Below are 18131 nucleotides of genomic sequence, written 5' to 3'. Positions count from 1 at the left end.
AAAATAAATGGCTAGATCGATAAAAAAAGGTCCTTTTGTTGATGAGCATTTGATGAAAAAAGTGCTTAAAGCAAAAGAAGCAAAAGACAACAAACCTATTAAAACATGGTCTCGCAGAAGCACCATCATTCCAGAAATGATTGGATTTACTTTTAATGTTCATAATGGTAGAGCTTTCGTTCCTGTTTATGTAACAGAAAACCATGTTGGTTATAAGTTGGGTGAATTTGCACCTACAAGAACCTTTAAAGGGCACAAAGGTAGTGTCCAAAAGAAAATCGGTAAGTAAGGGAGAGAGAGATGAGTAAAGCATTATTACGATATATCCGCCTTTCACCTACAAAAGCAAGATTAATTGCACGAGAGGTTCAAGGAATGAATGCTGAATTAGCAATCGCTTCTTTAGAGTTTATGCCAAACAAAGCGGCAAAAATTATTTCTAAAGTGATTGCATCAGCGGTTGCAAATGGGGGCTATGAAGCAGAGAATGTTATTGTTTCATCTTGTAGAGTTGATGCGGGTCCTGTGCTTAGACGTTTTACACCTAGAGCAAGAGGTCGAGCAACTCCAGTAAGAAAACCTACTTCACATATTTTCGTAGAAGTAGCACAAAAAAGTAAGGATAAGTAATGGGTCAAAAAGTTAATCCGATTGGTCTAAGACTTGGTATAAATAGAAATTGGGAATCAAGATGGTTTCCTTCATTTGCGACAGCACCACAAAATGTTGCAGAGGATTATAAAATTAGAAAGTTTCTTAAAAAAGAGCTTTATTATGCAGGTGTGAGTGATATTTTGATTGAGAGAACTGCAAGAAAAGTGCGTGTAACTGTGGTAGCAGCAAGACCGGGAATTATCATTGGTAAAAAAGGCGCTGATGTTGAAAAATTAAAAGAATCACTTAATAAAATTGTTAATAAAGATATTTTCTTAAACATTAAAGAAGTGAAGAAACCACAAAGCAATGCACAATTAGCTGCTGAAAGTGTTGCAACACAGCTTGAAAGACGCGTAGCATTCCGCCGTGCGATGAAAAAAGTGATGCAGGGTGCGATGAAATCTGGAGCTAAAGGAATCAAAGTTAAAGTTTCTGGTCGTTTAGCAGGTGCTGAAATGGCAAGAACAGAGTGGTATATGGAAGGAAGAATCCCACTTCATACACTAAGAGCCAAAATTGATTATGGTTTTGCAGAGGCTTTAACAACTTATGGAAATATTGGCGTTAAGGTTTGGATTTTTAAAGGGGAAGTTCTTCAAAAAGGAATTCAAGCTGAGAAGCCACAAGAAGAGGGCGAAGCAAAAGCAACTCGTCCAACTAGAAAGAGAAGGGGGCAATAACTATGCTAATGCCAAAGAAAACAAAATACAGAAAGCAAATGAAAGGGCGCAACAGAGGAAAAGCATTCCGTGGCACTTCTTTAGCTTTTGGTGAATTTGGAATTAAGGCTATTGAACATGGTAGAATTGATTCAAGACAAATTGAAGCAGCGCGTATTGCAATGACTCGTGCAACAAAGAGAACAGGTATGGTATGGATTAGGGTATTCCCTGATAAACCATTAACTGCAAAGCCTCTTGAAACTCGTATGGGTAAAGGTAAGGGTGCTGTTGATAAGTGGGTTATGAATATTAAGCCTGGTAGAATTATTTATGAAATGGGCAGTGTTGATGAGACTTTAGCAAGAAGTGCCTTGGCATTAGCACAAAGCAAACTCCCTTTTAAAACAAAAATTGTAACAAGAGAGGGCGAGAATGAAATATACTGAGATTAATGAGAAAAGTATTCAAGAATTGCAAGAGCTTCTAAAAGAAAAAGAAACTTCTTTGTTTGAGCTTAATTTGAAACTTAGAACTATGCAACAAACAAATACAAGTGAGCTTAAAGCAACAAGAAAAGATATTGCAAGAATCAAAACTGCAATGAATGCAAAAAGGAGGGCTGAATAATGAGCAGTGTTCAACCGCATAAAAGAATTATCTCTGGAAAAGTTGTAACAAAAGCTGGAGATAAAAGTGCAACAATTTTAGTTGAAAGACGTGTTATCCACCCAAAATATAGAAAAATTGTAAAGAGATTTAAACGCTATATTGTGCATGATGAAAACAATAGCGTAAAAGTAGGAGATGTAATCGAGGCGATTGAATGTAAGCCAATTTCTAAAAGAAAAGCTTTTACACTCCACAAAGTAGTATCTGTGGGAGTTGAATTATGATTCAAAGTTTTACAAGATTGAATGTCGCTGATAATAGTGGTGCAAAAGAAATAATGTGCATTAAGGTATTAGGTGGCAGCAAAAGACGTTATGCCACAGTTGGCGATGTGATTGTTGCTTCAGTTAAAAAAGCTCTTCCTAGTGGAAAAGTAAAAAAAGGACAAGTTGTCAAAGCAGTAGTGGTAAGAACTAAAAAAGAGATTCACCGCGAAGATGGTGCACTAATTCGTTTTGATGACAATGCAGCTGTTATTTTAGACAGCAAAAGAGAGCCTATTGGAACGCGTATTTTTGGACCTGTTGGCAGAGAAATTCGTTATGCTAATTTTATGAAAATTGTTTCATTGGCGCCGGAGGTATTATAATGGCTAAGTTTAAGATCAAAAAAGGCGATATGGTAGAAATCATCACAGGTGATGACAAAGGCAAAAAAGCAAAAATTTTGCGTGTAATTCCTAAGTCTTCACAAGTTGTGGTAGAAGGTTGCAAATTGGCTAAAAAAGCCGTAAAGCCAACAGATAAGAATCCAAAAGGTGGCTTTATTGAAAAAGAAATGCCGATTCATATTTCAAATGTAAAAAAAGCGGAGGATTAATCTATGTATCAATTAAAAACCGCCTATAAAAATGAAATTAAGTCAAAATTAGCAGAAGAATTAGGAATTAAAAACCCTATGCTTTTGCCAAAGCTTGAGAAGATTGTTATTAGCGTGGGTGCTGGTATGTACGCAAAAGATACTAAAATTATGCAAAATATTGCAGATACAATTTCTTTGATTGCTGGACAAAAAGCAGTGATTACAAGCGCTAAAAAATCTGTTGCTGGATTTAAAATGCGTGAGGGAATGCCAATGGGAGTTAAGGTAACTTTAAGAGGGAATCAAATGTATAACTTCCTAGAAAAGCTTATCGTAATCGCACTTCCTAGAGTAAAGGACTTCAGAGGGATTCCGCGCAATGGGTTTGATGGAAGAGGAAATTATAGCTTTGGTGTAAATGAGCAATTAATTTTCCCTGAGGTTGTATATGATGATATTATGGTAAGCCATGGTATGAATATCACTTTTGTTACTTCGGCAAAAAACGATAAAGATGCCTTGAAACTTCTAGAGCTTTTTGGCTTACCTTTTGCAAAAGGAAAAATAAATGGCTAAGAAATCTATGATTGCAAAGGCTAATAGAAAGCCTAAATTTAAAGTAAGAGCTTATACAAGATGTTCAATTTGCGGAAGACCACATTCTGTTTATAGAGATTTTGGTATTTGCCGTGTTTGCCTTCGCAAGATGGGAAATGAAGGCTTGATTCCAGGACTTAGAAAAGCAAGTTGGTAAGGGGATAAAATGGTAAATGATATTATTGCAGATTCGTTAACAAGAATCAGAAATGCAAGTATGAGAAGATTAGATACAACAACTTTGTATTATGCAAAAATTGTTGTTTCTATTTTGGAAGTGTTTCAAGCAAAAGGATTTATTGAAGGTTATAAAGTCATCGAGAAAGATAAAAAACAATCTATTAATGTTGTTTTAAAGTATGATGAAAAAGGACATTCAGTTATCAATGAAATCACTCGAATCTCTAAACCTGGGAGACGCGTTTATAAGGCAAGAAATGAATTAAAGCGCTTTAAAAACGGCTATGGAACCATTGTTGTAAGCACAAGTAAAGGCGTGATTGCTAATGAGGATGCTTATAAATCAAATGTGGGCGGAGAAGCCCTCTGCAGTATTTGGTAGGAGTATGTAATGTCAAGAGTTGGTAAAAAACCTATTAGCATTCCAAGTAGTGTTCAAGTTAGCATTGAAGGAAGCAAAATAGTTTTTAAGGGTGGTAAGATCACAAAAGAATTAGAAACTTATGGTCGTGTTGGAATTGAATTTAAAGACAATGAGTTAAGTTTCTCTCTTGCTGGAAGTGATGCACAATCAAGAGCTTATTGGGGAACCTATAGAGCCTTAGCAAATAACATTGTTGTAGGCTTAACAGATGGTTTTACAAAGCAATTAGAAATCAATGGTGTAGGTTATAAGGCAGCAGTTAAAGGTAAAGTTTTAGAGCTTGCACTTGGATTTTCTCATCCTATTAACTATGACATTCCAGAAGGCATTGAAATAGCGGTGGATAAAAATCTTGTTGTTATTAAAGGTGCTGATAAACAACAAGTAGGACAAATTGCTGCAGAAATTAGAGAGTTTAGACCGCCAGAACCTTACAAGGGCAAAGGTGTGAAATATGTTGATGAGCGTATTATCCGCAAAGCTGGTAAAACTTCTAAAAAATAAGGATTAAGCAATGACAGACAAAATTATTAGAAAAAAGAGAAGTTTAAGAATCAAAAGAAAGCTGAGAATTCGTGCGAGAATCTTTGGAGATTCAGCAACTCCAAGATTAAGCATTTTTCGCTCTAATAGATATTTCTATGCACAAGTGATTGATGATGTAAAAGGTGTTACATTAGCAAGCGTTGATGGTAAGAAAATGGGGCTAAAAAACAACAAGGAAGATGTGAAAAAGATCGCTTCTAATTTGGCAGAATCTCTTAAAAAAGCTAATATCTCTCAAGTAATCTTTGATAGAAATGGATATTTATATCATGGCGTTGTTGCAAGTTTTGCTGATTCTCTACGCGAGAATGGAATTAGTTTATAGGGGATAATATGGAAATCAATAGAGAAGATTTTAAAGAGGTTGTTGTAAATATTGGTCGTGTAACAAAAGTTGTTAAAGGTGGGCGTAGATTCCGTTTTAATGCTTTGGTTGTTGTTGGCAACAAAGAAGGTTTGGTTGGATTTGGATTGGGGAAAGCAAAAGAAGTCCCTGATGCTGTTAAAAAAGCCATTGATGATGCATTTAAAAATATTGTAAAAGTTAATATTAAAGGCACAACAATTGCTCATGATGTTCAACAAAAATATAATTCAAGCATTATCTTACTAAAACCTGCTAGCGAGGGAACTGGAGTAATTGCCGGTGGTTCTGTGCGCCCTGTATTAGAGATGGCAGGTATTAAGGATATATTAACTAAATCACTTGGTTCTAATAATCCTTACAATGTAGTAAGAGCTACAATTGATGCGCTTTCTAAAGTAAAGGCATAAGGAGATTTTATGGCATTAGAAAATTTAGCACCTGCAAAAGGCAGTGTAAAAAAAATCAAAAGAGTAGGACGCGGTCAAGGTAGTGGTATGGGTAAAACCTCTACAAGAGGCGGTAAAGGACAGACTGCTAGAACGGGCTCTAAACAAAAAAGAGGTTTTGAAGGTGGGCAACAACCATTACAAAGAAGATTGCCTAAAGTAGGTTTTACAAGCAGGGTGATTAAACCTTATGTAATCAATGTGGAATTAATTAGAGCAATCGCTACATTAGAAGAGATTACTTTTGAAAGCATCAAAAGCATACATAAATTCCCTGCTTATACGACTAAAATTAAGTTAATTGGCGCAAGTGCAAGAAATCTTGCAGTAAAAATTAAAGATGAAAGAATTACGACAAGCGGACAAAAATAATGAATAAAACAATTGTCAATAAGATTCTAATTACACTAGGCTTTCTTTTAGCCTATCGTGTATTGGCTTATATCCCAGTTCCTGGGGTAGATACAGGTGTCATTAAGACTTTTTTTGATAATAACGCTTCCAATGCTTTGGGCTTGTTTAATATGTTTAGCGGAAATGCAGTTGAACGACTTAGTATTATTTCTCTAGGTATTATGCCCTACATTACAGCTTCTATTATTATGGAACTTTTAGCAGCTACTTTCCCCAATCTAGGCAAGATGAAAAAAGAGCGTGATGGTATGCAAAAATATATGCAAATTATCCGTTATACCACGGTGGTAATCACTCTAATTCAAGCAATTGGTGTTTCTATTGGGTTAAAAAGTTTGGGCACAGGTGCTAATGGTGCAATTATGATAGATATGAATGTCTTTATTGCAATTTCTGCATTTTCTATGCTTTGTGGAACAATGCTGCTAATGTGGATTGGTGAGCAAATTACGCAAAGAGGTATTGGAAATGGTATTAGTTTGATTATCTTTAGTGGGATTGTGTCTGGGATTCCAAGTGCGATTGCTGGGACATTTAACTTGGTTAATACCAATCAAATTAGTTGGTTAGTCTTGCTATTTATTATGGCAATTATTATTATTACAGTGGGTTGTATTATCTTTGTAGAGCTTGGAGAGAGAAGAATCCCTATTTCATATTCTCGCAAAGTGGTCATGCAAAATCAAGACAAGAGAATCATGAATTACATTCCTATTAAAATGAATCTAAGCGGGGTGATTCCACCTATTTTTGCTTCGGCTATTTTAATGTTCCCAAGTACGATTTTGCAGTCATCTTCTAATGCAATTATAATGCAGATTGCGGATTATTTGAATCCCAATGGTTATTTGTATAATGTTTTAATGTTTTTGTTTGTTGTCTTTTTTGCCTATTTTTATGCTTCAATCGTGTTTAATCCAAAAGAGATTTCTGAAAACTTAAAACGACAAGGTGGATTTATACCTGGTATTCGCCCTGGAGAAGGAACGGCGAATTTCTTAACAGAAGTAGCAAATAGACTAACGCTTTGGGGTGCTTTATATCTTGCATTAATTGCAACATTGCCTTGGATTTTGGTAAAGGCTTCAGGAGTTCCTTTTTATTTTGGGGGGACAGCAGTTTTGATCGTTGTGCAAGTTGCGGTTGATACAATGCGAAAAATTGAAGCACAAATTTATATGAATAAATATAAAACACTAAGTGCAGTGGGTTTATAAATGTCAATTACAATTCGAAAACCATCGGAGATAGAATCTCTCCGAAAGGCTAATAAAATCGTTGCTAAAACGCTTAATTATCTAAAGGCAAATGTTAAGCCAGGGATTACACTAAAGGAATTAGATGCAATGGGTGAGGATTTTATTCGCTCAAGTGGTGGGATTCCAGCCTTTAAAGGTCTTTATGGTTTTAGTGGTTCAGTGTGTATATCAGTTAATGAAGTGATTATCCATGGGATTCCAACAGATTATGCCCTAAAGGAAGGTGATATTGTTGGGCTTGATTTGGGAGTTAATCTTAATGGTTGGTATGGAGATAGTGCAATCACTTGTGGGGTAGGTAATATTTCACAAGAAAATCAAAGGTTGATTGCTTGTGCTAAAGATACACTTTATTTTGCTATTGATCAAATTAAGGTGGGTATGCACTTTAAAGAATTAAGCCACTTAATAGAACAATTTATTTTGGATTATGGTTATGTGCCTTTGAGAGGTTTTTGTGGGCATGGGATTGGTAAAAAGCCTCATGAAGAGCCTGAGATTCCAAACTATTTGGAAGGAAGTAACTCCAAGCAAGGCTATAAAATCAAAGATGGAATGGTTTTTTGTATTGAGCCAATGATTTGTCAAAAAAGCGGAGAACCCAAAATACTTAAAGATGATTGGAGTGTGGTATCAACTGATGGATTAAATGGAAGTCATTATGAACACACCATAGCAATTATTAAAGGCAAAGCAGAAATTTTATCAAAGGAATAAGGAAACAGAATGGCAAAAGATGATGTGATTGAGATTGATGGAATAGTCAAAGAAGCACTACCTAATGCTACTTTTCGTGTGGAATTAGAAAATGGACATGTAATTTTGTGTCATATTGCAGGTAGAATGCGTATGAATTATATTAAGATCTTGCAAGGTGATAAAGTAAAAATCGAACTTACTCCCTATAGTTTGGATAAGGGAAGAATTACTTTTAGGTATAAGTAGTTTTTAATAAGTATTAGAATATAATACGCCCTTTATTGTAAAAACTTCATAGTCGTTTGGGTGATGAATGAGCCTTTGGAGGACTATAAACTCAATGTCTGATAATTTATTTTATTAGAAAGTGGTGGAATTTTTTCTTATTCACAATTCAAAGTGATAATTTTTGAGATTTTATATCTTAAAAGTGTTAAAAATATTTGGTGCTTGATAGAAGCATCAAAGTAAAGTTAGGAGTAAGCTATGAAAGTCAGACCTTCTGTGAAGAAAATGTGTGACAAATGCAAGGTTATTAAAAGAAAAGGCGTGATTCGAGTGATTTGCGAGAATCCAAAACATAAACAAAGACAAGGATAAAAAGGAAAGATAATGGCGAGAATTGCTGGTGTTGATTTACCCAAAAAAAAGAGAATTGAATATGCTTTAACTTATATTTATGGTATTGGTTTAAAAGCATCAAGAGATATTTTAAATGCAGTGAATATCTCTTATGACAAGAGGGTTCAAGACCTTGGTGAGGATGAAGTTTCTGCAATAGCAAAAGAGATTCAAGCTCATCATATCGTAGAGGGTGATTTGCGCAAGAAAGTTACAATGGACATTAAAGCACTTATGGATTTAGGTAACTATCGTGGATTACGACATAGAAAAGGCTTGCCTGTTCGCGGTCAAACAACAAAAAATAATGCAAGAACGCGAAAAGGTAAAAGAAAAACAGTTGGTAGTGCATCAAAATAAGGGGTAAATAATGGCTAAAAGAAATGTAACAAAAAAAAGAGTTGTCAAAAAGAATATCGCAAGAGGTATTATTCATATTTCTGCTGCTTTTAACAATACAAGCGTAACTATCACTGATGAAATGGGTAATGTAATTTGCTGGAGTACGGCGGGTGCATTAGGTTTTAAAGGAAGTAAGAAATCAACTCCTTATGCGGCACAACAAGCGGTTGAAGATGCTGTTTCAAAAGCAAAAGAACACGGTATTAAAGAGCTTGGTGTTAAGATTCAAGGTCCTGGAAGCGGTAGAGAGACTGCTGTTAAGAGTCTTGGAAGCATTGAAGGGATAAAAGTATTGTGGTTTAAAGATGTTACTCCATTGCCACACAATGGTTGCCGACCACCAAAAAGAAGAAGAGTGTAAGGAGAGAGAATGGCAAGATATAGAGGTCCAGTAGAAAAAATTGAAAGAAGATTTGGGGTTAGCCTTGCATTAAAAGGTGAAAGAAGATTAGCTGGAAAAAGCGCATTAGATAAGCGCCCTTATGGTCCTGGACAACATGGACAAAGAAGGGGTAAAATCTCAGAATATGGAATCCAACTTCGTGAAAAACAAAAAGCAAGATTGATGTATGGAGTTTCTGAAAAGCAATTTCGCTCTATTTTTGTAGAAGCAAATAGGCTTGAAGGAAACACAGGGGAGAATCTTATTAAATTAATTGAGAGAAGACTGGACAATGTAGTTTATAGAATGGGATTTGCCACAACAAGAAGATTTGCAAGACAATTGGTAGTGCATGGACATGTTCTTGTAGATGGAAAGCGATTAAATATCCCTTCTGCATTTGTTAGTGCTGGGCAAAAAATTGAAATTTGCGAAAAAACAAAGAAAAATCCACAAATTCAGAGAGCTATTGAGCTTACTAAACAAACTGGAATTGTTCCTTGGGTAGATGTGGATCAAGAGAAAGTATTTGGAATTTTCACAAGATTGCCTGAAAGAGAAGAGGTTATTATACCTATTGAAGAAAGGCTCATTGTTGAGTTGTATTCTAAATAGTAGATAGAGGTGTTAGTATGAAAAGCATTAAAACTTCTCCTCATATTCCAACAAAAATTGAAGTTAAAGAAATTGGCGTTAATAGAGTTCAAATTACTGCATATCCATTTGAAAATGGATATGCTATTACTTTGGCACATCCATTAAGACGCTTATTGCTTGGCAGTTCTGTTGGGTTTGCGCCGGTTGCTTTGCGTATCGCAGGGGTTGCTCATGAGTTTGATTCAGTGCGCGGTGTAACAGAAGATGTTTCTCAATTTATTGTTAATTTAAAAACAATTCGCTTTAAAATTAAAGATGACAGTGATAGCATTAGTGTTGATTACGCTTTTAATGGACCAAAAGTAATTACAGGCGCAGATTTATCTAATGATCTTGTAGAAGTTGTAACTCCAGATGTGCATCTGGCTACTATCAATAAAGATGCAACCTTATCTTTTTCTATTGTAATTTATAAGGGCATTGGCTATGTTCCAAGTGAAGAGATTCGCTCTAATGTTCCAGAAGGCTTCATGCCACTTGATGCGTATTTTACTCCTGTAACGAGTGCGACTTATGCAACAGAAAATATGCTTTTAGAAGATGATCCAAACTATGAAAAAGTTATTTTTGAGATTGAAACTGATGGACAAGTAGATCCTTTGACTGCTTTTAAAAATGCTTTGAGTGTAATGCACAAGCAAATGTCTATCTTTAATTCAGAGTTAAATATAGAGATTCCAGAGGTGGCTATTTCTGAAGAGGAGCATCCTGAGCTAAAAGTATTATCACAAACTATTGATAGTTTGAATTTCAGTGCAAGATGTTTTAATTGCTTGGATCGATCTGGCATTAAATATTTGGGTGAATTGGTTTTATTAAATGAAGAACAAATTAAAAACATTAAGAATCTGGGTAAAAAATCTTTAGATGAAATTACAGCAAAACTTGATGAGTTAGGATACCCTGTTGGTCGAGAAATTTCAGAAGATTTAATGCAAATTCTTAAGAAAAAATTTTCTAATTAAGAAAAAAGGAAAAAGAAATGAGACATAAACACGGATATAGAAAGCTTGGTAGAACTTCTTCTCATCGTAAAGCTTTATTAAAAAATCTCTCAATTGCTTTGATTACAAGTGGTAAAATTGAAACAACACTTCCAAAAGCAAAAGAATTACAAAGTTATTTTGAAAAGCTTTTAACAAAAGCCAGAACAAATGATTCTATGGCGCATCGCTTAGTCTTTTCTCATTTGCAACATAAAGAATCTGTTAAAAAACTTGTAAAAGAAATTGCTCCAAAGTATGTTGGTAAAAATGGTGGTTATACAAGAATCATCAAAACAAGAGTGCGAACAGGTGATGCTGCTCCTATGGCATTTATAGAATTAGTGTAAGCATTAGCAATAAGTTTTCTTATTGCTAACTCCCCCCTTTTTTTTAAATGATTGTGTAAATTATAATTATTTTTTACTTTATTTTAAAAAATCTTCCAATCTTACAAAAAATTAAAGTTTTCCTATGATAAAATACAAGGTTTTGTAAAACGCTTAAAATGATTTTATATAATTAGGAGGAAATAGATGGCAGAAAATGTCAATCGTAGGGATTTCCTTGGTATGACTCTTGGGGCAATTGCGGCTGTGGGTGCTGGTGCATCATTAGTTGCAATGAAGTCTTCTTGGGATCCTTTACCAAGCGTAGTTTCAGCTGGCTTCACAACTATTGATTTGAGCACAATGCAAGAGGGCGAGTATCGACAGGTAGAATACCGAGGAACTCCAGTGTATGTGATTAAAAAAACTGCAGAAATGAAAAAATGTGAAGAAAGAGATGTTGTTGTTGGGAATGCGGATTATAGCTTGGGGATTCAAATTTGTACGCACCTTGGTTGTATTCCTTCTTATGATACTAATACAACAGAATTTCATTGTGCTTGTCATGGTGGAAAATTTGATGCCTGTGGTAGAAATGTCTTTGGACCACCTCCAACTCCTATGGCGATTCCGCCTTTTAAAATTGATGGGCAGAAGCTTGTATTAGGCGAAGAAGGACCAGAGTATTTAAAATTAGTAGGTAAGGCATAAGGAGTTTTGATGGCACAGATTGAAAAAGCAAATGGCATTGTGGATTGGTTGGATAAAAGACTTGCTATAAAGCCTTTAATGAAAGTTTTAATGACAGAATATTGGATTCCTAAAAATATTAATTTTTTATGGGCAATGGGTGTTGTTTTAGTTGTTTTATTTACACTTTTAGTGATTTCGGGTTTATTTTTGTTAATGTATTACAAGCCAGATACAAAATTAGCTTTTGATAGTGTAAATTACACAATTATGCAAGAAGTGAAATATGGTTGGTTGTGGAGACATTTGCATGCAGTGAGCGCTTCAGTTTGTTTCTTAATTATTTATATCCATATGTTTGTAGCGATTTATTATGGATCTTATAAACGCGGTAGAGAAATGATTTGGATTACAGGTATGATTCTTTTTGGATTATTTTCTGCTGAGGCATTTAGTGGTTATATGTTGCCATGGGGACAAATGAGCTATTGGGCAGCAGCGGTTATTACCAACCTTTTTGGTGGAATTCCAGTGATTGGTGCTGATTTAGTTATTTGGATTAGGGGTAATTTTATTGTTGCAGATGCGACTTTGACAAGATTCTTTATGCTGCATGTTGTGCTATTGCCTGTGGTTATTATGATAGTGATTGCTATCCATTTCTATTCTTTAAGAATCCCACATGTTAATAATGCTTATGGTGAAGAAATTGACTTTGAAAAAGAAGCAGAGAAGTTTAAGGCTGGAAATAAAAAAGAATCAAAAGTTATTCCTTTTTGGCCAATGTTCTTATCTAAAGATTTCTTTGTGGCAAGTTTCTTTTTGGCTATTTTATTCTATTTAACTTGCTATCATTATAGTTTTGCGCTTGATCCTATTAATTTTGATCCAGCTGATCATCTAAAAACTCCCCCACATATTTACCCAGAGTGGTATTTTTTATGGAGTTATGAAATCTTAAGAGGATTCTTCTTTAGTGCGGATTTAGGATTGATTGCATTTGGTATTGCAAATGTGATTTTTATGCTCTTGCCTTGGTTGGATAGAAGCAATGTTGTTGCTCCTGCTCACAAGCGCCCAGCATTTATGGTGTGGTTTTGGTTATTGGTAATTGATATGATTATTTTGACAATCTATGGTAAATTGCCTCCAACAGGGATTAATGCCTATATTGGTTTTGCAGTTACTATTGCATTCTTTGCATTATTGTTTGTAGTGTTGCCTATCATTACAAAACTAGAAAATAAAAAGAATAGTTAAGGAGTTGGAATGAAAGAATTCTTAGCATTAATTGTAGTAGTTGTTGTTACAGGTATTATTTATTGGGGTGTAGAGCCTTTTGCGCATGGGCAAATGTATCCCAAAGTAGCTCCTGCAGACTATACTTTTTCAGATTTAAAGCCTCTTGAGATTCAAGAGGGAAATGCTGCAAATGGGAAGGAAATTGTTTTGGCTAATTGCGTTGCATGCCATTCTATTAAAACTGAAGGTATGGAAATGCCATTTTCTCCAGCAGACGCATTGGCTGCTTATGGGGTAGTTCCGCCAGATCTTTCTAGTGCTGCATTAATTTATGATAAAAATTTCTTAGCTAATGCTATTAAAAATGTCGCAGTAGCAACTAAGCAAACTCATAAATTTAGCGGCAATCATCCTATGCCCGCATATGATTGGATGAGCGATCAAGAAATAGCAGATATTGTAGCGTATTTACAAAGTATTACTCCAAAAGAAATGACAGATAAAGAAGTGTTTGTTGATGCATGTGGAAGATGCCATGATATGAAATATGATAAATGGTATGCAGATGGTGGATTAAAGACTTATTTGGGAACAAAAGTGCCTGATTTATCAATGATGATTCGAAGTCGCAATTTGGAATATTTACACACCTTCATCAACGATCCACAAAAAAGATTGTCAGGAACTGCAATGCCTAGAGTTGGTTTGACAGAACAAGCTGAAAAGCAAGTGATTACTTATATGGAAAGTGTAGGAGATAGCAAAAAAGCTGAAAGAGAATCGCTTGGTTGGAAGTTAGTTGCCTTTATGGTGCTTATGGGAGTTGTAGCTTATTTGTGGAAACGCAAAATTTGGCATGATGCCCATTAAAAATCTTAAAAGCTAGTGGAAACTTAGGGTTTCTGCTTAGTTTTTAGTCTCATATAATAAGCTTGACCAAAGCTAATTCCACCATCATTGCAAGGTATCTCTCCATTTAAAAATATTTTTTTTCCTTTGAGTGCTTTAAGAGTGAGTTTGGTAAGAATCGCATTTTGAAAACAGCCACCACTTAAGAGAATTGTTGGATATTTTTGAGCAATAAAGCTAATGATATTTGCAAAAGTTTGATGGAAGTTTAGAGCAATATTTTCTAAAGAAATGTAATTTTTCAAGTCATGATAGATTTCTTGTATGATAGATTCCCAAAGAATTGTGTCTTTTGAAATTTTAAAGGGATAGCTTTTAGCTTGTTTTTTGTGTTTTAAAGCCTTATAGGCAAGTGTTTCAAGAATCATTCCACCTTCGCCCTCATAGTTTGTTTTTTCCACAAGATTGCATATTGAAGCCACCATATCAAAGATTCTACCAGCTGAATTGCAGGTATAACTTTGCGTATTTTGATGCTGTTTGTAGAAAAAATCAATAATATTTTCTCCATAATCTTTTTTTAGGCTATCAATAAGTGGTAAATTCAAGTTTTTATAATCATCTCCAAAAGCAATAAATAGTGCTTCTATTCCTAATCTTCGCGTATCATTGATAGCTGCTTCTCCGCCTAAGAGCTTAAAAGGGGCAAAAAAAGCTTTTCGCTTAAAACTAAGTGGTTTTTTAGGATCATAAAATAAAAATTCACCACCCCAAATATTGCCATCTGCTCCATAGCCTGTGCCATCAAAAATAACTCCTAAAACTTCTTGTCTAATTTTGTTTTCTGCGACATTGGAGAGAAGATGTGCAAAATGGTGTTGGATAAAACAAGAATCACTACCATCTAAAAATTCCCTTTGCGCATAATTTGGATGTAAATCTCCGCAAAATGTGTGGATTTTAGCTTGATATTGTTGGCTAAAGAGTGTTAGATTTTGTTTGAAATTATTAATTGATTCAAGATTGTCTAAATCCCCCAAATGCGGACTTAAAAAAAGTTTGCTGTGGAGATTAAGACAAAAAGTAGATTTTTGTTGGGCACCAAGAGTGATGAAGTTTTTAGTGCTGTGTGGTGGTGTTGGCAGTGGAATATCAGATAAATATCCCCTAGCACGCCTTAAAACTTGTGTCTTTTTCCCCAAAATTCTCACAAGACTATCATCAATGGGGTTTAAAATATCGCGATTGTAAAATAAAATACCATCACAAACGCCTTGAAGTTTTTGAGTGATACCATAAAAATCCTTAATGATCGGTTCTCCGCTTATATTAGCACTTGTAAAAACTAAAGGAAAATCAATATAAAAAAACAGCAAATGGTGCAAGGCAGAATAGGGAAGTATGATTCCAAGAGTTGCGAGATTTGGTGCAATAAGGGAGAGAGGGAGATTGGTTTTAGCTTTAGAATAACTTAGCACAATGGGAGAGATGCTTGAGTTAAGCATAGTGATTGCTTGAGAATTTAAATGAGCATATTTTTGAGCCATTTGGATATTTTTGCACATTAGTGCAAATGGTTTTTTGGGGCGTCTTTTTCTTTCTCTTAGGTTTATTAGTGAATTAGCGTTGGTCGCATCACAGACCAAGGCATAACCACCAATACCCTTAATGGCTAAAATTTTACCTTCTTTGAGAGCCTTAAGCGCATTTTTGATAGGAGAATCTTTTTTGGTTAAGTGAGAGTGAATTTGAGAATCTGGTAAAAAATCGCCTTGATAATTGAATTCATCAGTAAAAAAAAGTTGCGGACCACAAGCGGGACAGCAGTTAATTTCTGAGTGGAATCGTCTTGAAGTCTTATTATTATATTCTTTTTGGCAGTTTTCACACATAACAAAGGAATGCATAGCGGTATTTTTTCTATCATAGGGAAGCGTAGAAATAAGGCTGTATCTCCCTCCGCAATCTGTGCAACTAATAAAAGGATAAAGAAAGCGATGATTCTTAGGATCAAGAAATTCTTGTTTGCAAGATTCGCATAAGGCAATATCAGCAGGAATAGTGGCAGTTTTTATGGAGTTAGCTTGACTTTCTTGGATTAAAAAAGTGGAAAAGGTTTTTTTTATTTGGATTGGTTTTTTGGAGATTGAGATGATTTTGGCAGCTTTAGGGGGATTTTTTAAGTCTTTAAAAAATTGTTCCAGTTTTTCTTTTTTGCCTTGAACAAGTATTTCTACGCCTTGATTATTGTTTAGCACATAGCCTTTTAAGTGATTTTGTGTTGCGATTTTATACACAAAAGGGCGGAATCCAACACCTTGAACAATGCCGGTTAAATTAAGAATATAGGTTTTTTCCATTATCTTTTGAAGCATAAGCAAAAATGGATTAAAACAAGGTTAAAATTTTATCTTAGAGTTTTTAAGTAATGTTTGGAGGTTTGTGATGTTGCAGGGAATTTATGCAATTAGTGATGAAATTCTTACGCCTTATCAAGAGATTTTTACAATGTTAAGCAAGGCGATTAAAGGTGGGGTTAGTATTTTTCAGTTTCGCGATAAAACTCATCAAGATAATCAAATCGAATCTTTGGTAACAGAATTAATGGATTATTGCAAACAAGAGGGGGTTTTGTTTGTATTAAATGACAGAATTGAGTTGGCAATGAAGCTTCAAACAAAGGGTTTACATATAGGGAAAAAGCAGGAAGTAAATCCTTATAGTCTAGATGAATTGCTTATGATTCGCAAAAGTTATGGGGGGATTTTGGGTGTTTCTTGCTATGGAGATTTGCAGTTAGCGCAAAATGCTAAAGAGATTGGGGCAGATTATATTGCCTTTGGATCTTGCTTTACTTCTTCTACAAAAACACAGGCTAAGGTGATTTCTCTAGATTTATTTCAAAAGATTCAAGGAATCAAAAAATGTGCCATTGGTGGAATCAATCAGCAAAATATTCATCAATTACAAAATGCAGATATGGCAGCGTGTATTAGTAGTATTTGGAAGGGAGATATAACTCAAAATATTTTAAATCTTAAAAGAAATTGGAAAAAGATTTGAAATAGTGTTATAATCAAAGAAAGAGAAAAAGGAAAACAATGAAAAATTTATTTATTATTTTTGTAACTTACACAAAAGAGTTAGTAGAGATTGAAAAGATTCTTACTTCTCATAGAGAATATTTAAAAACAGGTTATGTAAGTGGGAATCTTTTAGCAAGTGGTCCTCAAAATCCTCGCAAAGGTGGAATCATTGTTGGGCAATTTGACAATAAGGAAGCAGCGGTTAATTTTACAAAACAAGATCCTTTTTATCTGCAAAATGCCGCCAAATATGAAGTGGTGGAGTTTGAACCTGTCTTGCACCAAGATTTCTTAAAGGACTTTTTGGCTTAGTTTGCTAGGGATTGTTTTTGATTAAGCAGGGTTTGTTCATACAAATCTCTATCAAAATAATACCACTCTAGCTCGGAGGGTATTGAAGTATCAGTGATATTTTGCTTTGGTGAATTTTGGAGTGAATTAGAGAGAGAATCTTTACTAATCCCATCAATTTTCCCTCCATTTAAAAAATAGTAAGTTACTCCCGCTCCAAGTCCAGCACCGACTAAAAAAGCATCTGTTTTGGGAGAAATGCAACCATTTAGCAAAAATCCTATTCCAAGCATTATAAGAAATTTGTTCATTGTTAATCCTCTATGTAAATTAACTTTAATAATTTTAAAACTCTAAGCACACTTTATTCCAAAATTAGATAAAATCCGATCTTACACAAGATAAAAGCAAAAAAGGCAGAAAATTATCAATGTTTGGAATGGGATTTTTTGAAATTTTAGTAATTGCAGCAGTGGCAATTATTTTTTTGGGTCCTGAGAAATTACCTAAAGCTTTGGTTGATGTTGCAAAATTTATTAAAGCAGTTAAAAGAACAATGGATGATGCCAAAGAAAGCTTGGATAGGGAAGTCAATCTTAATAAAATCAAAGAGGATGCTTTGGCATACAAAAATAGTCTCACACAAGGAGTGGAGAACTTCACAAAAGAAATGGATTTAAAAGAGCTTTCTTCTTTGGATTTTGAGGAAGATTTAAAACCGCAAATCTCAGAAACAAAAGAAGCACCACTCACTCCAAATAACACTAATCCCCAAACTTCTAATGTAAAAGAGGGGGTTAAGCCTTTGCAAACAAAGCAAACTTTGAGTTTTAAAGAAGATGCAAAGAGTGAAGAAAAATCCATTAAGAATCAATAAA

Annotated in this window: 32 protein-coding genes; 30 read left to right on the top strand and 2 right to left on the bottom strand. The window is 34.7% G+C overall.

Features of this window, described 5'->3' with window-relative positions:
• Nucleotides 1-7: 7 nt before the first annotated feature.
• The 27 genes from rpsS to CCY98_RS05020 all read left to right on the top strand — a co-directional run bounded on the left by rpsS (nucleotide 8) and on the right by CCY98_RS05020 (nucleotide 13897).
• Nucleotides 8-289 carry a 30S ribosomal protein S19 gene (gene rpsS, locus CCY98_RS05150; RefSeq protein WP_006655274.1) on the top strand — a complete coding sequence of 94 codons (282 nt, stop codon included), beginning with the start codon at nucleotides 8-10 and terminating at the stop codon, nucleotides 287-289.
• An 11-nt stretch (nucleotides 290-300) separates the two neighbouring features.
• Entirely contained in the window at nucleotides 301-630 is a 330-nt protein-coding gene (rplV, locus tag CCY98_RS05145) for a 50S ribosomal protein L22 (RefSeq protein WP_112057509.1), read from the top strand.
• Nucleotides 630-1337: a 30S ribosomal protein S3 gene (gene rpsC, locus CCY98_RS05140; RefSeq protein ID WP_006655275.1), complete on the top strand. Its 708-nt coding sequence runs from the start codon at nucleotides 630-632 to the stop codon at nucleotides 1335-1337. Before rplV ends, rpsC begins: the two co-directional genes overlap by 1 nt.
• A gap of 2 nt (nucleotides 1338-1339) precedes the next feature.
• On the top strand, nucleotides 1340-1765 hold the full coding sequence (gene rplP, locus CCY98_RS05135) for a 50S ribosomal protein L16 (protein WP_006655276.1): 426 nt from the start codon (nucleotides 1340-1342) through the stop codon (nucleotides 1763-1765).
• Complete coding sequence (gene rpmC / locus CCY98_RS05130) at nucleotides 1752-1946, top strand: 50S ribosomal protein L29 (protein ID WP_006655277.1); 195 nt, start codon at nucleotides 1752-1754, stop codon at nucleotides 1944-1946. Before rplP ends, rpmC begins: the two co-directional genes overlap by 14 nt.
• A complete protein-coding gene (gene rpsQ / locus CCY98_RS05125; protein WP_006655278.1) occupies nucleotides 1946-2212 on the top strand; it encodes a 30S ribosomal protein S17 in 267 nt (88 codons plus the stop codon). Before rpmC ends, rpsQ begins: the two co-directional genes overlap by 1 nt.
• A complete protein-coding gene (gene rplN / locus CCY98_RS05120) occupies nucleotides 2209-2577 on the top strand; it encodes a 50S ribosomal protein L14 (RefSeq protein ID WP_006655279.1) in 369 nt (122 codons plus the stop codon). The genes rpsQ and rplN overlap by 4 nt, the downstream gene beginning before the upstream one ends.
• Nucleotides 2577-2807 carry a 50S ribosomal protein L24 gene (gene rplX, locus CCY98_RS05115; RefSeq protein WP_006655280.1) on the top strand — a complete coding sequence of 77 codons (231 nt, stop codon included), beginning with the start codon at nucleotides 2577-2579 and terminating at the stop codon, nucleotides 2805-2807. The genes rplN and rplX overlap by 1 nt, the downstream gene beginning before the upstream one ends.
• A 3-nt stretch (nucleotides 2808-2810) precedes the next feature.
• Nucleotides 2811-3365 (top strand): 50S ribosomal protein L5, encoded by a 555-nt coding sequence (rplE, locus tag CCY98_RS05110; RefSeq protein WP_112057508.1) that lies wholly within the window; start codon nucleotides 2811-2813, stop codon nucleotides 3363-3365.
• Entirely contained in the window at nucleotides 3358-3543 is a 186-nt protein-coding gene (locus tag CCY98_RS05105) for a type Z 30S ribosomal protein S14 (protein ID WP_006655282.1), read from the top strand. Before rplE ends, CCY98_RS05105 begins: the two co-directional genes overlap by 8 nt.
• 9 nt (nucleotides 3544-3552) lie before the next feature.
• Nucleotides 3553-3948 carry a 30S ribosomal protein S8 gene (gene rpsH, locus CCY98_RS05100; RefSeq protein WP_112057507.1) on the top strand — a complete coding sequence of 132 codons (396 nt, stop codon included), beginning with the start codon at nucleotides 3553-3555 and terminating at the stop codon, nucleotides 3946-3948.
• A 9-nt stretch (nucleotides 3949-3957) separates the two neighbouring features.
• Nucleotides 3958-4494: a 50S ribosomal protein L6 gene (rplF, locus tag CCY98_RS05095; protein WP_112057506.1), complete on the top strand. Its 537-nt coding sequence runs from the start codon at nucleotides 3958-3960 to the stop codon at nucleotides 4492-4494.
• Between the two features lie 10 nt (nucleotides 4495-4504).
• Nucleotides 4505-4861, top strand: coding sequence for a 50S ribosomal protein L18 (rplR, locus tag CCY98_RS05090; RefSeq protein ID WP_112057505.1), 357 nt, complete (start codon nucleotides 4505-4507; stop codon nucleotides 4859-4861).
• 8 nt (nucleotides 4862-4869) lie between these two features.
• A complete protein-coding gene (gene rpsE / locus CCY98_RS05085; RefSeq protein ID WP_006655286.1) occupies nucleotides 4870-5310 on the top strand; it encodes a 30S ribosomal protein S5 in 441 nt (146 codons plus the stop codon).
• 9 nt (nucleotides 5311-5319) lie between these two features.
• Nucleotides 5320-5721: a 50S ribosomal protein L15 gene (gene rplO, locus CCY98_RS05080; RefSeq protein ID WP_112057504.1), complete on the top strand. Its 402-nt coding sequence runs from the start codon at nucleotides 5320-5322 to the stop codon at nucleotides 5719-5721.
• Nucleotides 5721-6980: a preprotein translocase subunit SecY gene (secY, locus tag CCY98_RS05075; protein ID WP_112057503.1), complete on the top strand. Its 1260-nt coding sequence runs from the start codon at nucleotides 5721-5723 to the stop codon at nucleotides 6978-6980. Before rplO ends, secY begins: the two co-directional genes overlap by 1 nt.
• Nucleotides 6981-7739, top strand: a complete 759-nt coding sequence (gene map / locus CCY98_RS05070; protein ID WP_112057502.1) for a type I methionyl aminopeptidase — start codon at nucleotides 6981-6983, stop codon at nucleotides 7737-7739.
• A gap of 9 nt (nucleotides 7740-7748) precedes the next feature.
• Nucleotides 7749-7967: a translation initiation factor IF-1 gene (gene infA, locus CCY98_RS05065; protein ID WP_006655290.1), complete on the top strand. Its 219-nt coding sequence runs from the start codon at nucleotides 7749-7751 to the stop codon at nucleotides 7965-7967.
• A gap of 240 nt (nucleotides 7968-8207) precedes the next feature.
• On the top strand, nucleotides 8208-8321 hold the full coding sequence (rpmJ, locus tag CCY98_RS05060; RefSeq protein WP_005022299.1) for a 50S ribosomal protein L36: 114 nt from the start codon (nucleotides 8208-8210) through the stop codon (nucleotides 8319-8321).
• 12 nt (nucleotides 8322-8333) lie between these two features.
• Nucleotides 8334-8702, top strand: a complete 369-nt coding sequence (gene rpsM / locus CCY98_RS05055; RefSeq protein ID WP_005022300.1) for a 30S ribosomal protein S13 — start codon at nucleotides 8334-8336, stop codon at nucleotides 8700-8702.
• Between the two features lie 10 nt (nucleotides 8703-8712).
• Nucleotides 8713-9105, top strand: coding sequence for a 30S ribosomal protein S11 (rpsK, locus tag CCY98_RS05050; RefSeq protein ID WP_005022301.1), 393 nt, complete (start codon nucleotides 8713-8715; stop codon nucleotides 9103-9105).
• A gap of 9 nt (nucleotides 9106-9114) precedes the next feature.
• Nucleotides 9115-9741 (top strand): 30S ribosomal protein S4, encoded by a 627-nt coding sequence (gene rpsD / locus CCY98_RS05045; protein ID WP_112057501.1) that lies wholly within the window; start codon nucleotides 9115-9117, stop codon nucleotides 9739-9741.
• Nucleotides 9742-9758: 17 nt separating this feature from the next.
• Nucleotides 9759-10748 carry a DNA-directed RNA polymerase subunit alpha gene (locus CCY98_RS05040; RefSeq protein WP_112057500.1) on the top strand — a complete coding sequence of 330 codons (990 nt, stop codon included), beginning with the start codon at nucleotides 9759-9761 and terminating at the stop codon, nucleotides 10746-10748.
• A gap of 17 nt (nucleotides 10749-10765) precedes the next feature.
• Entirely contained in the window at nucleotides 10766-11116 is a 351-nt protein-coding gene (gene rplQ, locus CCY98_RS05035; protein ID WP_112057499.1) for a 50S ribosomal protein L17, read from the top strand.
• Nucleotides 11117-11302: 186 nt separating this feature from the next.
• Nucleotides 11303-11806, top strand: a complete 504-nt coding sequence (locus CCY98_RS05030; RefSeq protein ID WP_112057498.1) for a Rieske 2Fe-2S domain-containing protein — start codon at nucleotides 11303-11305, stop codon at nucleotides 11804-11806.
• Nucleotides 11807-11815: 9 nt separating this feature from the next.
• Entirely contained in the window at nucleotides 11816-13045 is a 1230-nt protein-coding gene (locus CCY98_RS05025; protein ID WP_112057497.1) for a cytochrome bc complex cytochrome b subunit, read from the top strand.
• Between the two features lie 9 nt (nucleotides 13046-13054).
• Nucleotides 13055-13897: a c-type cytochrome gene (locus tag CCY98_RS05020; RefSeq protein ID WP_112057496.1), complete on the top strand. Its 843-nt coding sequence runs from the start codon at nucleotides 13055-13057 to the stop codon at nucleotides 13895-13897.
• 23 nt (nucleotides 13898-13920) lie between these two features.
• Here CCY98_RS05020 and hypF read toward each other — a convergent pair whose 3' ends face one another.
• Nucleotides 13921-16236: a carbamoyltransferase HypF gene (hypF, locus tag CCY98_RS05015; RefSeq protein WP_258438948.1), complete on the bottom strand. Its 2316-nt coding sequence runs from the start codon at nucleotides 16234-16236 to the stop codon at nucleotides 13921-13923.
• 85 nt (nucleotides 16237-16321) lie between these two features.
• Here hypF and CCY98_RS05010 point away from each other — a divergent pair, with 85 nt between their 5' ends.
• Together CCY98_RS05010 and CCY98_RS05005 are read left to right on the top strand one after the other, a co-directional pair.
• Entirely contained in the window at nucleotides 16322-16939 is a 618-nt protein-coding gene (locus CCY98_RS05010) for a thiamine phosphate synthase (protein WP_112057494.1), read from the top strand.
• A 38-nt stretch (nucleotides 16940-16977) separates the two neighbouring features.
• Nucleotides 16978-17274, top strand: coding sequence for a YciI family protein (locus CCY98_RS05005; protein ID WP_112057493.1), 297 nt, complete (start codon nucleotides 16978-16980; stop codon nucleotides 17272-17274).
• On the opposite strand, the gene CCY98_RS05000 is transcribed toward CCY98_RS05005, so the two are convergent.
• On the bottom strand, nucleotides 17271-17564 hold the full coding sequence (locus CCY98_RS05000) for a hypothetical protein (protein WP_112057492.1): 294 nt from the start codon (nucleotides 17562-17564) through the stop codon (nucleotides 17271-17273). The genes CCY98_RS05005 and CCY98_RS05000 overlap by 4 nt on opposite strands.
• A gap of 119 nt (nucleotides 17565-17683) precedes the next feature.
• Between CCY98_RS05000 and tatB the strand changes: the two genes are divergently transcribed.
• A complete protein-coding gene (gene tatB / locus CCY98_RS04995) occupies nucleotides 17684-18130 on the top strand; it encodes a Sec-independent protein translocase protein TatB (protein ID WP_112057491.1) in 447 nt (148 codons plus the stop codon).
• Nucleotide 18131: the final 1 nt, after the last annotated feature.

The sequence above is a fragment of the Helicobacter sp. 11-8110 genome, from assembly GCF_003288905.1.
GTDB classification, from domain to species: Bacteria; Campylobacterota; Campylobacteria; order Campylobacterales; family Helicobacteraceae; genus Helicobacter_D; species Helicobacter_D colisuis.
Note: the sequence above shows the minus strand (reverse complement) of the source record. Positions and strands in the feature narration are given on the sequence as shown.

Coding starts and splice junctions, on each gene's coding strand:
- rpsS (WP_006655274.1), top strand. CDS start 8: ATGGCTAGATCGATAAAAAAAGGTCCTTTTGTTGATGAGCATTTGATG.
- rplV (WP_112057509.1), top strand. CDS start 301: ATGAGTAAAGCATTATTACGATATATCCGCCTTTCACCTACAAAAGCA.
- rpsC (WP_006655275.1), top strand. CDS start 630: ATGGGTCAAAAAGTTAATCCGATTGGTCTAAGACTTGGTATAAATAGA.
- rplP (WP_006655276.1), top strand. CDS start 1,340: ATGCTAATGCCAAAGAAAACAAAATACAGAAAGCAAATGAAAGGGCGC.
- rpmC (WP_006655277.1), top strand. CDS start 1,752: ATGAAATATACTGAGATTAATGAGAAAAGTATTCAAGAATTGCAAGAG.
- rpsQ (WP_006655278.1), top strand. CDS start 1,946: ATGAGCAGTGTTCAACCGCATAAAAGAATTATCTCTGGAAAAGTTGTA.
- rplN (WP_006655279.1), top strand. CDS start 2,209: ATGATTCAAAGTTTTACAAGATTGAATGTCGCTGATAATAGTGGTGCA.
- rplX (WP_006655280.1), top strand. CDS start 2,577: ATGGCTAAGTTTAAGATCAAAAAAGGCGATATGGTAGAAATCATCACA.
- rplE (WP_112057508.1), top strand. CDS start 2,811: ATGTATCAATTAAAAACCGCCTATAAAAATGAAATTAAGTCAAAATTA.
- CCY98_RS05105 (WP_006655282.1), top strand. CDS start 3,358: ATGGCTAAGAAATCTATGATTGCAAAGGCTAATAGAAAGCCTAAATTT.
- rpsH (WP_112057507.1), top strand. CDS start 3,553: ATGGTAAATGATATTATTGCAGATTCGTTAACAAGAATCAGAAATGCA.
- rplF (WP_112057506.1), top strand. CDS start 3,958: ATGTCAAGAGTTGGTAAAAAACCTATTAGCATTCCAAGTAGTGTTCAA.
- rplR (WP_112057505.1), top strand. CDS start 4,505: ATGACAGACAAAATTATTAGAAAAAAGAGAAGTTTAAGAATCAAAAGA.
- rpsE (WP_006655286.1), top strand. CDS start 4,870: ATGGAAATCAATAGAGAAGATTTTAAAGAGGTTGTTGTAAATATTGGT.
- rplO (WP_112057504.1), top strand. CDS start 5,320: ATGGCATTAGAAAATTTAGCACCTGCAAAAGGCAGTGTAAAAAAAATC.
- secY (WP_112057503.1), top strand. CDS start 5,721: ATGAATAAAACAATTGTCAATAAGATTCTAATTACACTAGGCTTTCTT.
- map (WP_112057502.1), top strand. CDS start 6,981: ATGTCAATTACAATTCGAAAACCATCGGAGATAGAATCTCTCCGAAAG.
- infA (WP_006655290.1), top strand. CDS start 7,749: ATGGCAAAAGATGATGTGATTGAGATTGATGGAATAGTCAAAGAAGCA.
- rpmJ (WP_005022299.1), top strand. CDS start 8,208: ATGAAAGTCAGACCTTCTGTGAAGAAAATGTGTGACAAATGCAAGGTT.
- rpsM (WP_005022300.1), top strand. CDS start 8,334: ATGGCGAGAATTGCTGGTGTTGATTTACCCAAAAAAAAGAGAATTGAA.
- rpsK (WP_005022301.1), top strand. CDS start 8,713: ATGGCTAAAAGAAATGTAACAAAAAAAAGAGTTGTCAAAAAGAATATC.
- rpsD (WP_112057501.1), top strand. CDS start 9,115: ATGGCAAGATATAGAGGTCCAGTAGAAAAAATTGAAAGAAGATTTGGG.
- CCY98_RS05040 (WP_112057500.1), top strand. CDS start 9,759: ATGAAAAGCATTAAAACTTCTCCTCATATTCCAACAAAAATTGAAGTT.
- rplQ (WP_112057499.1), top strand. CDS start 10,766: ATGAGACATAAACACGGATATAGAAAGCTTGGTAGAACTTCTTCTCAT.
- CCY98_RS05030 (WP_112057498.1), top strand. CDS start 11,303: ATGGCAGAAAATGTCAATCGTAGGGATTTCCTTGGTATGACTCTTGGG.
- CCY98_RS05025 (WP_112057497.1), top strand. CDS start 11,816: ATGGCACAGATTGAAAAAGCAAATGGCATTGTGGATTGGTTGGATAAA.
- CCY98_RS05020 (WP_112057496.1), top strand. CDS start 13,055: ATGAAAGAATTCTTAGCATTAATTGTAGTAGTTGTTGTTACAGGTATT.
- hypF (WP_258438948.1), bottom strand. CDS start 16,236: ATGGAAAAAACCTATATTCTTAATTTAACCGGCATTGTTCAAGGTGTT.
- CCY98_RS05010 (WP_112057494.1), top strand. CDS start 16,322: ATGTTGCAGGGAATTTATGCAATTAGTGATGAAATTCTTACGCCTTAT.
- CCY98_RS05005 (WP_112057493.1), top strand. CDS start 16,978: ATGAAAAATTTATTTATTATTTTTGTAACTTACACAAAAGAGTTAGTA.
- CCY98_RS05000 (WP_112057492.1), bottom strand. CDS start 17,564: ATGAACAAATTTCTTATAATGCTTGGAATAGGATTTTTGCTAAATGGT.
- tatB (WP_112057491.1), top strand. CDS start 17,684: ATGTTTGGAATGGGATTTTTTGAAATTTTAGTAATTGCAGCAGTGGCA.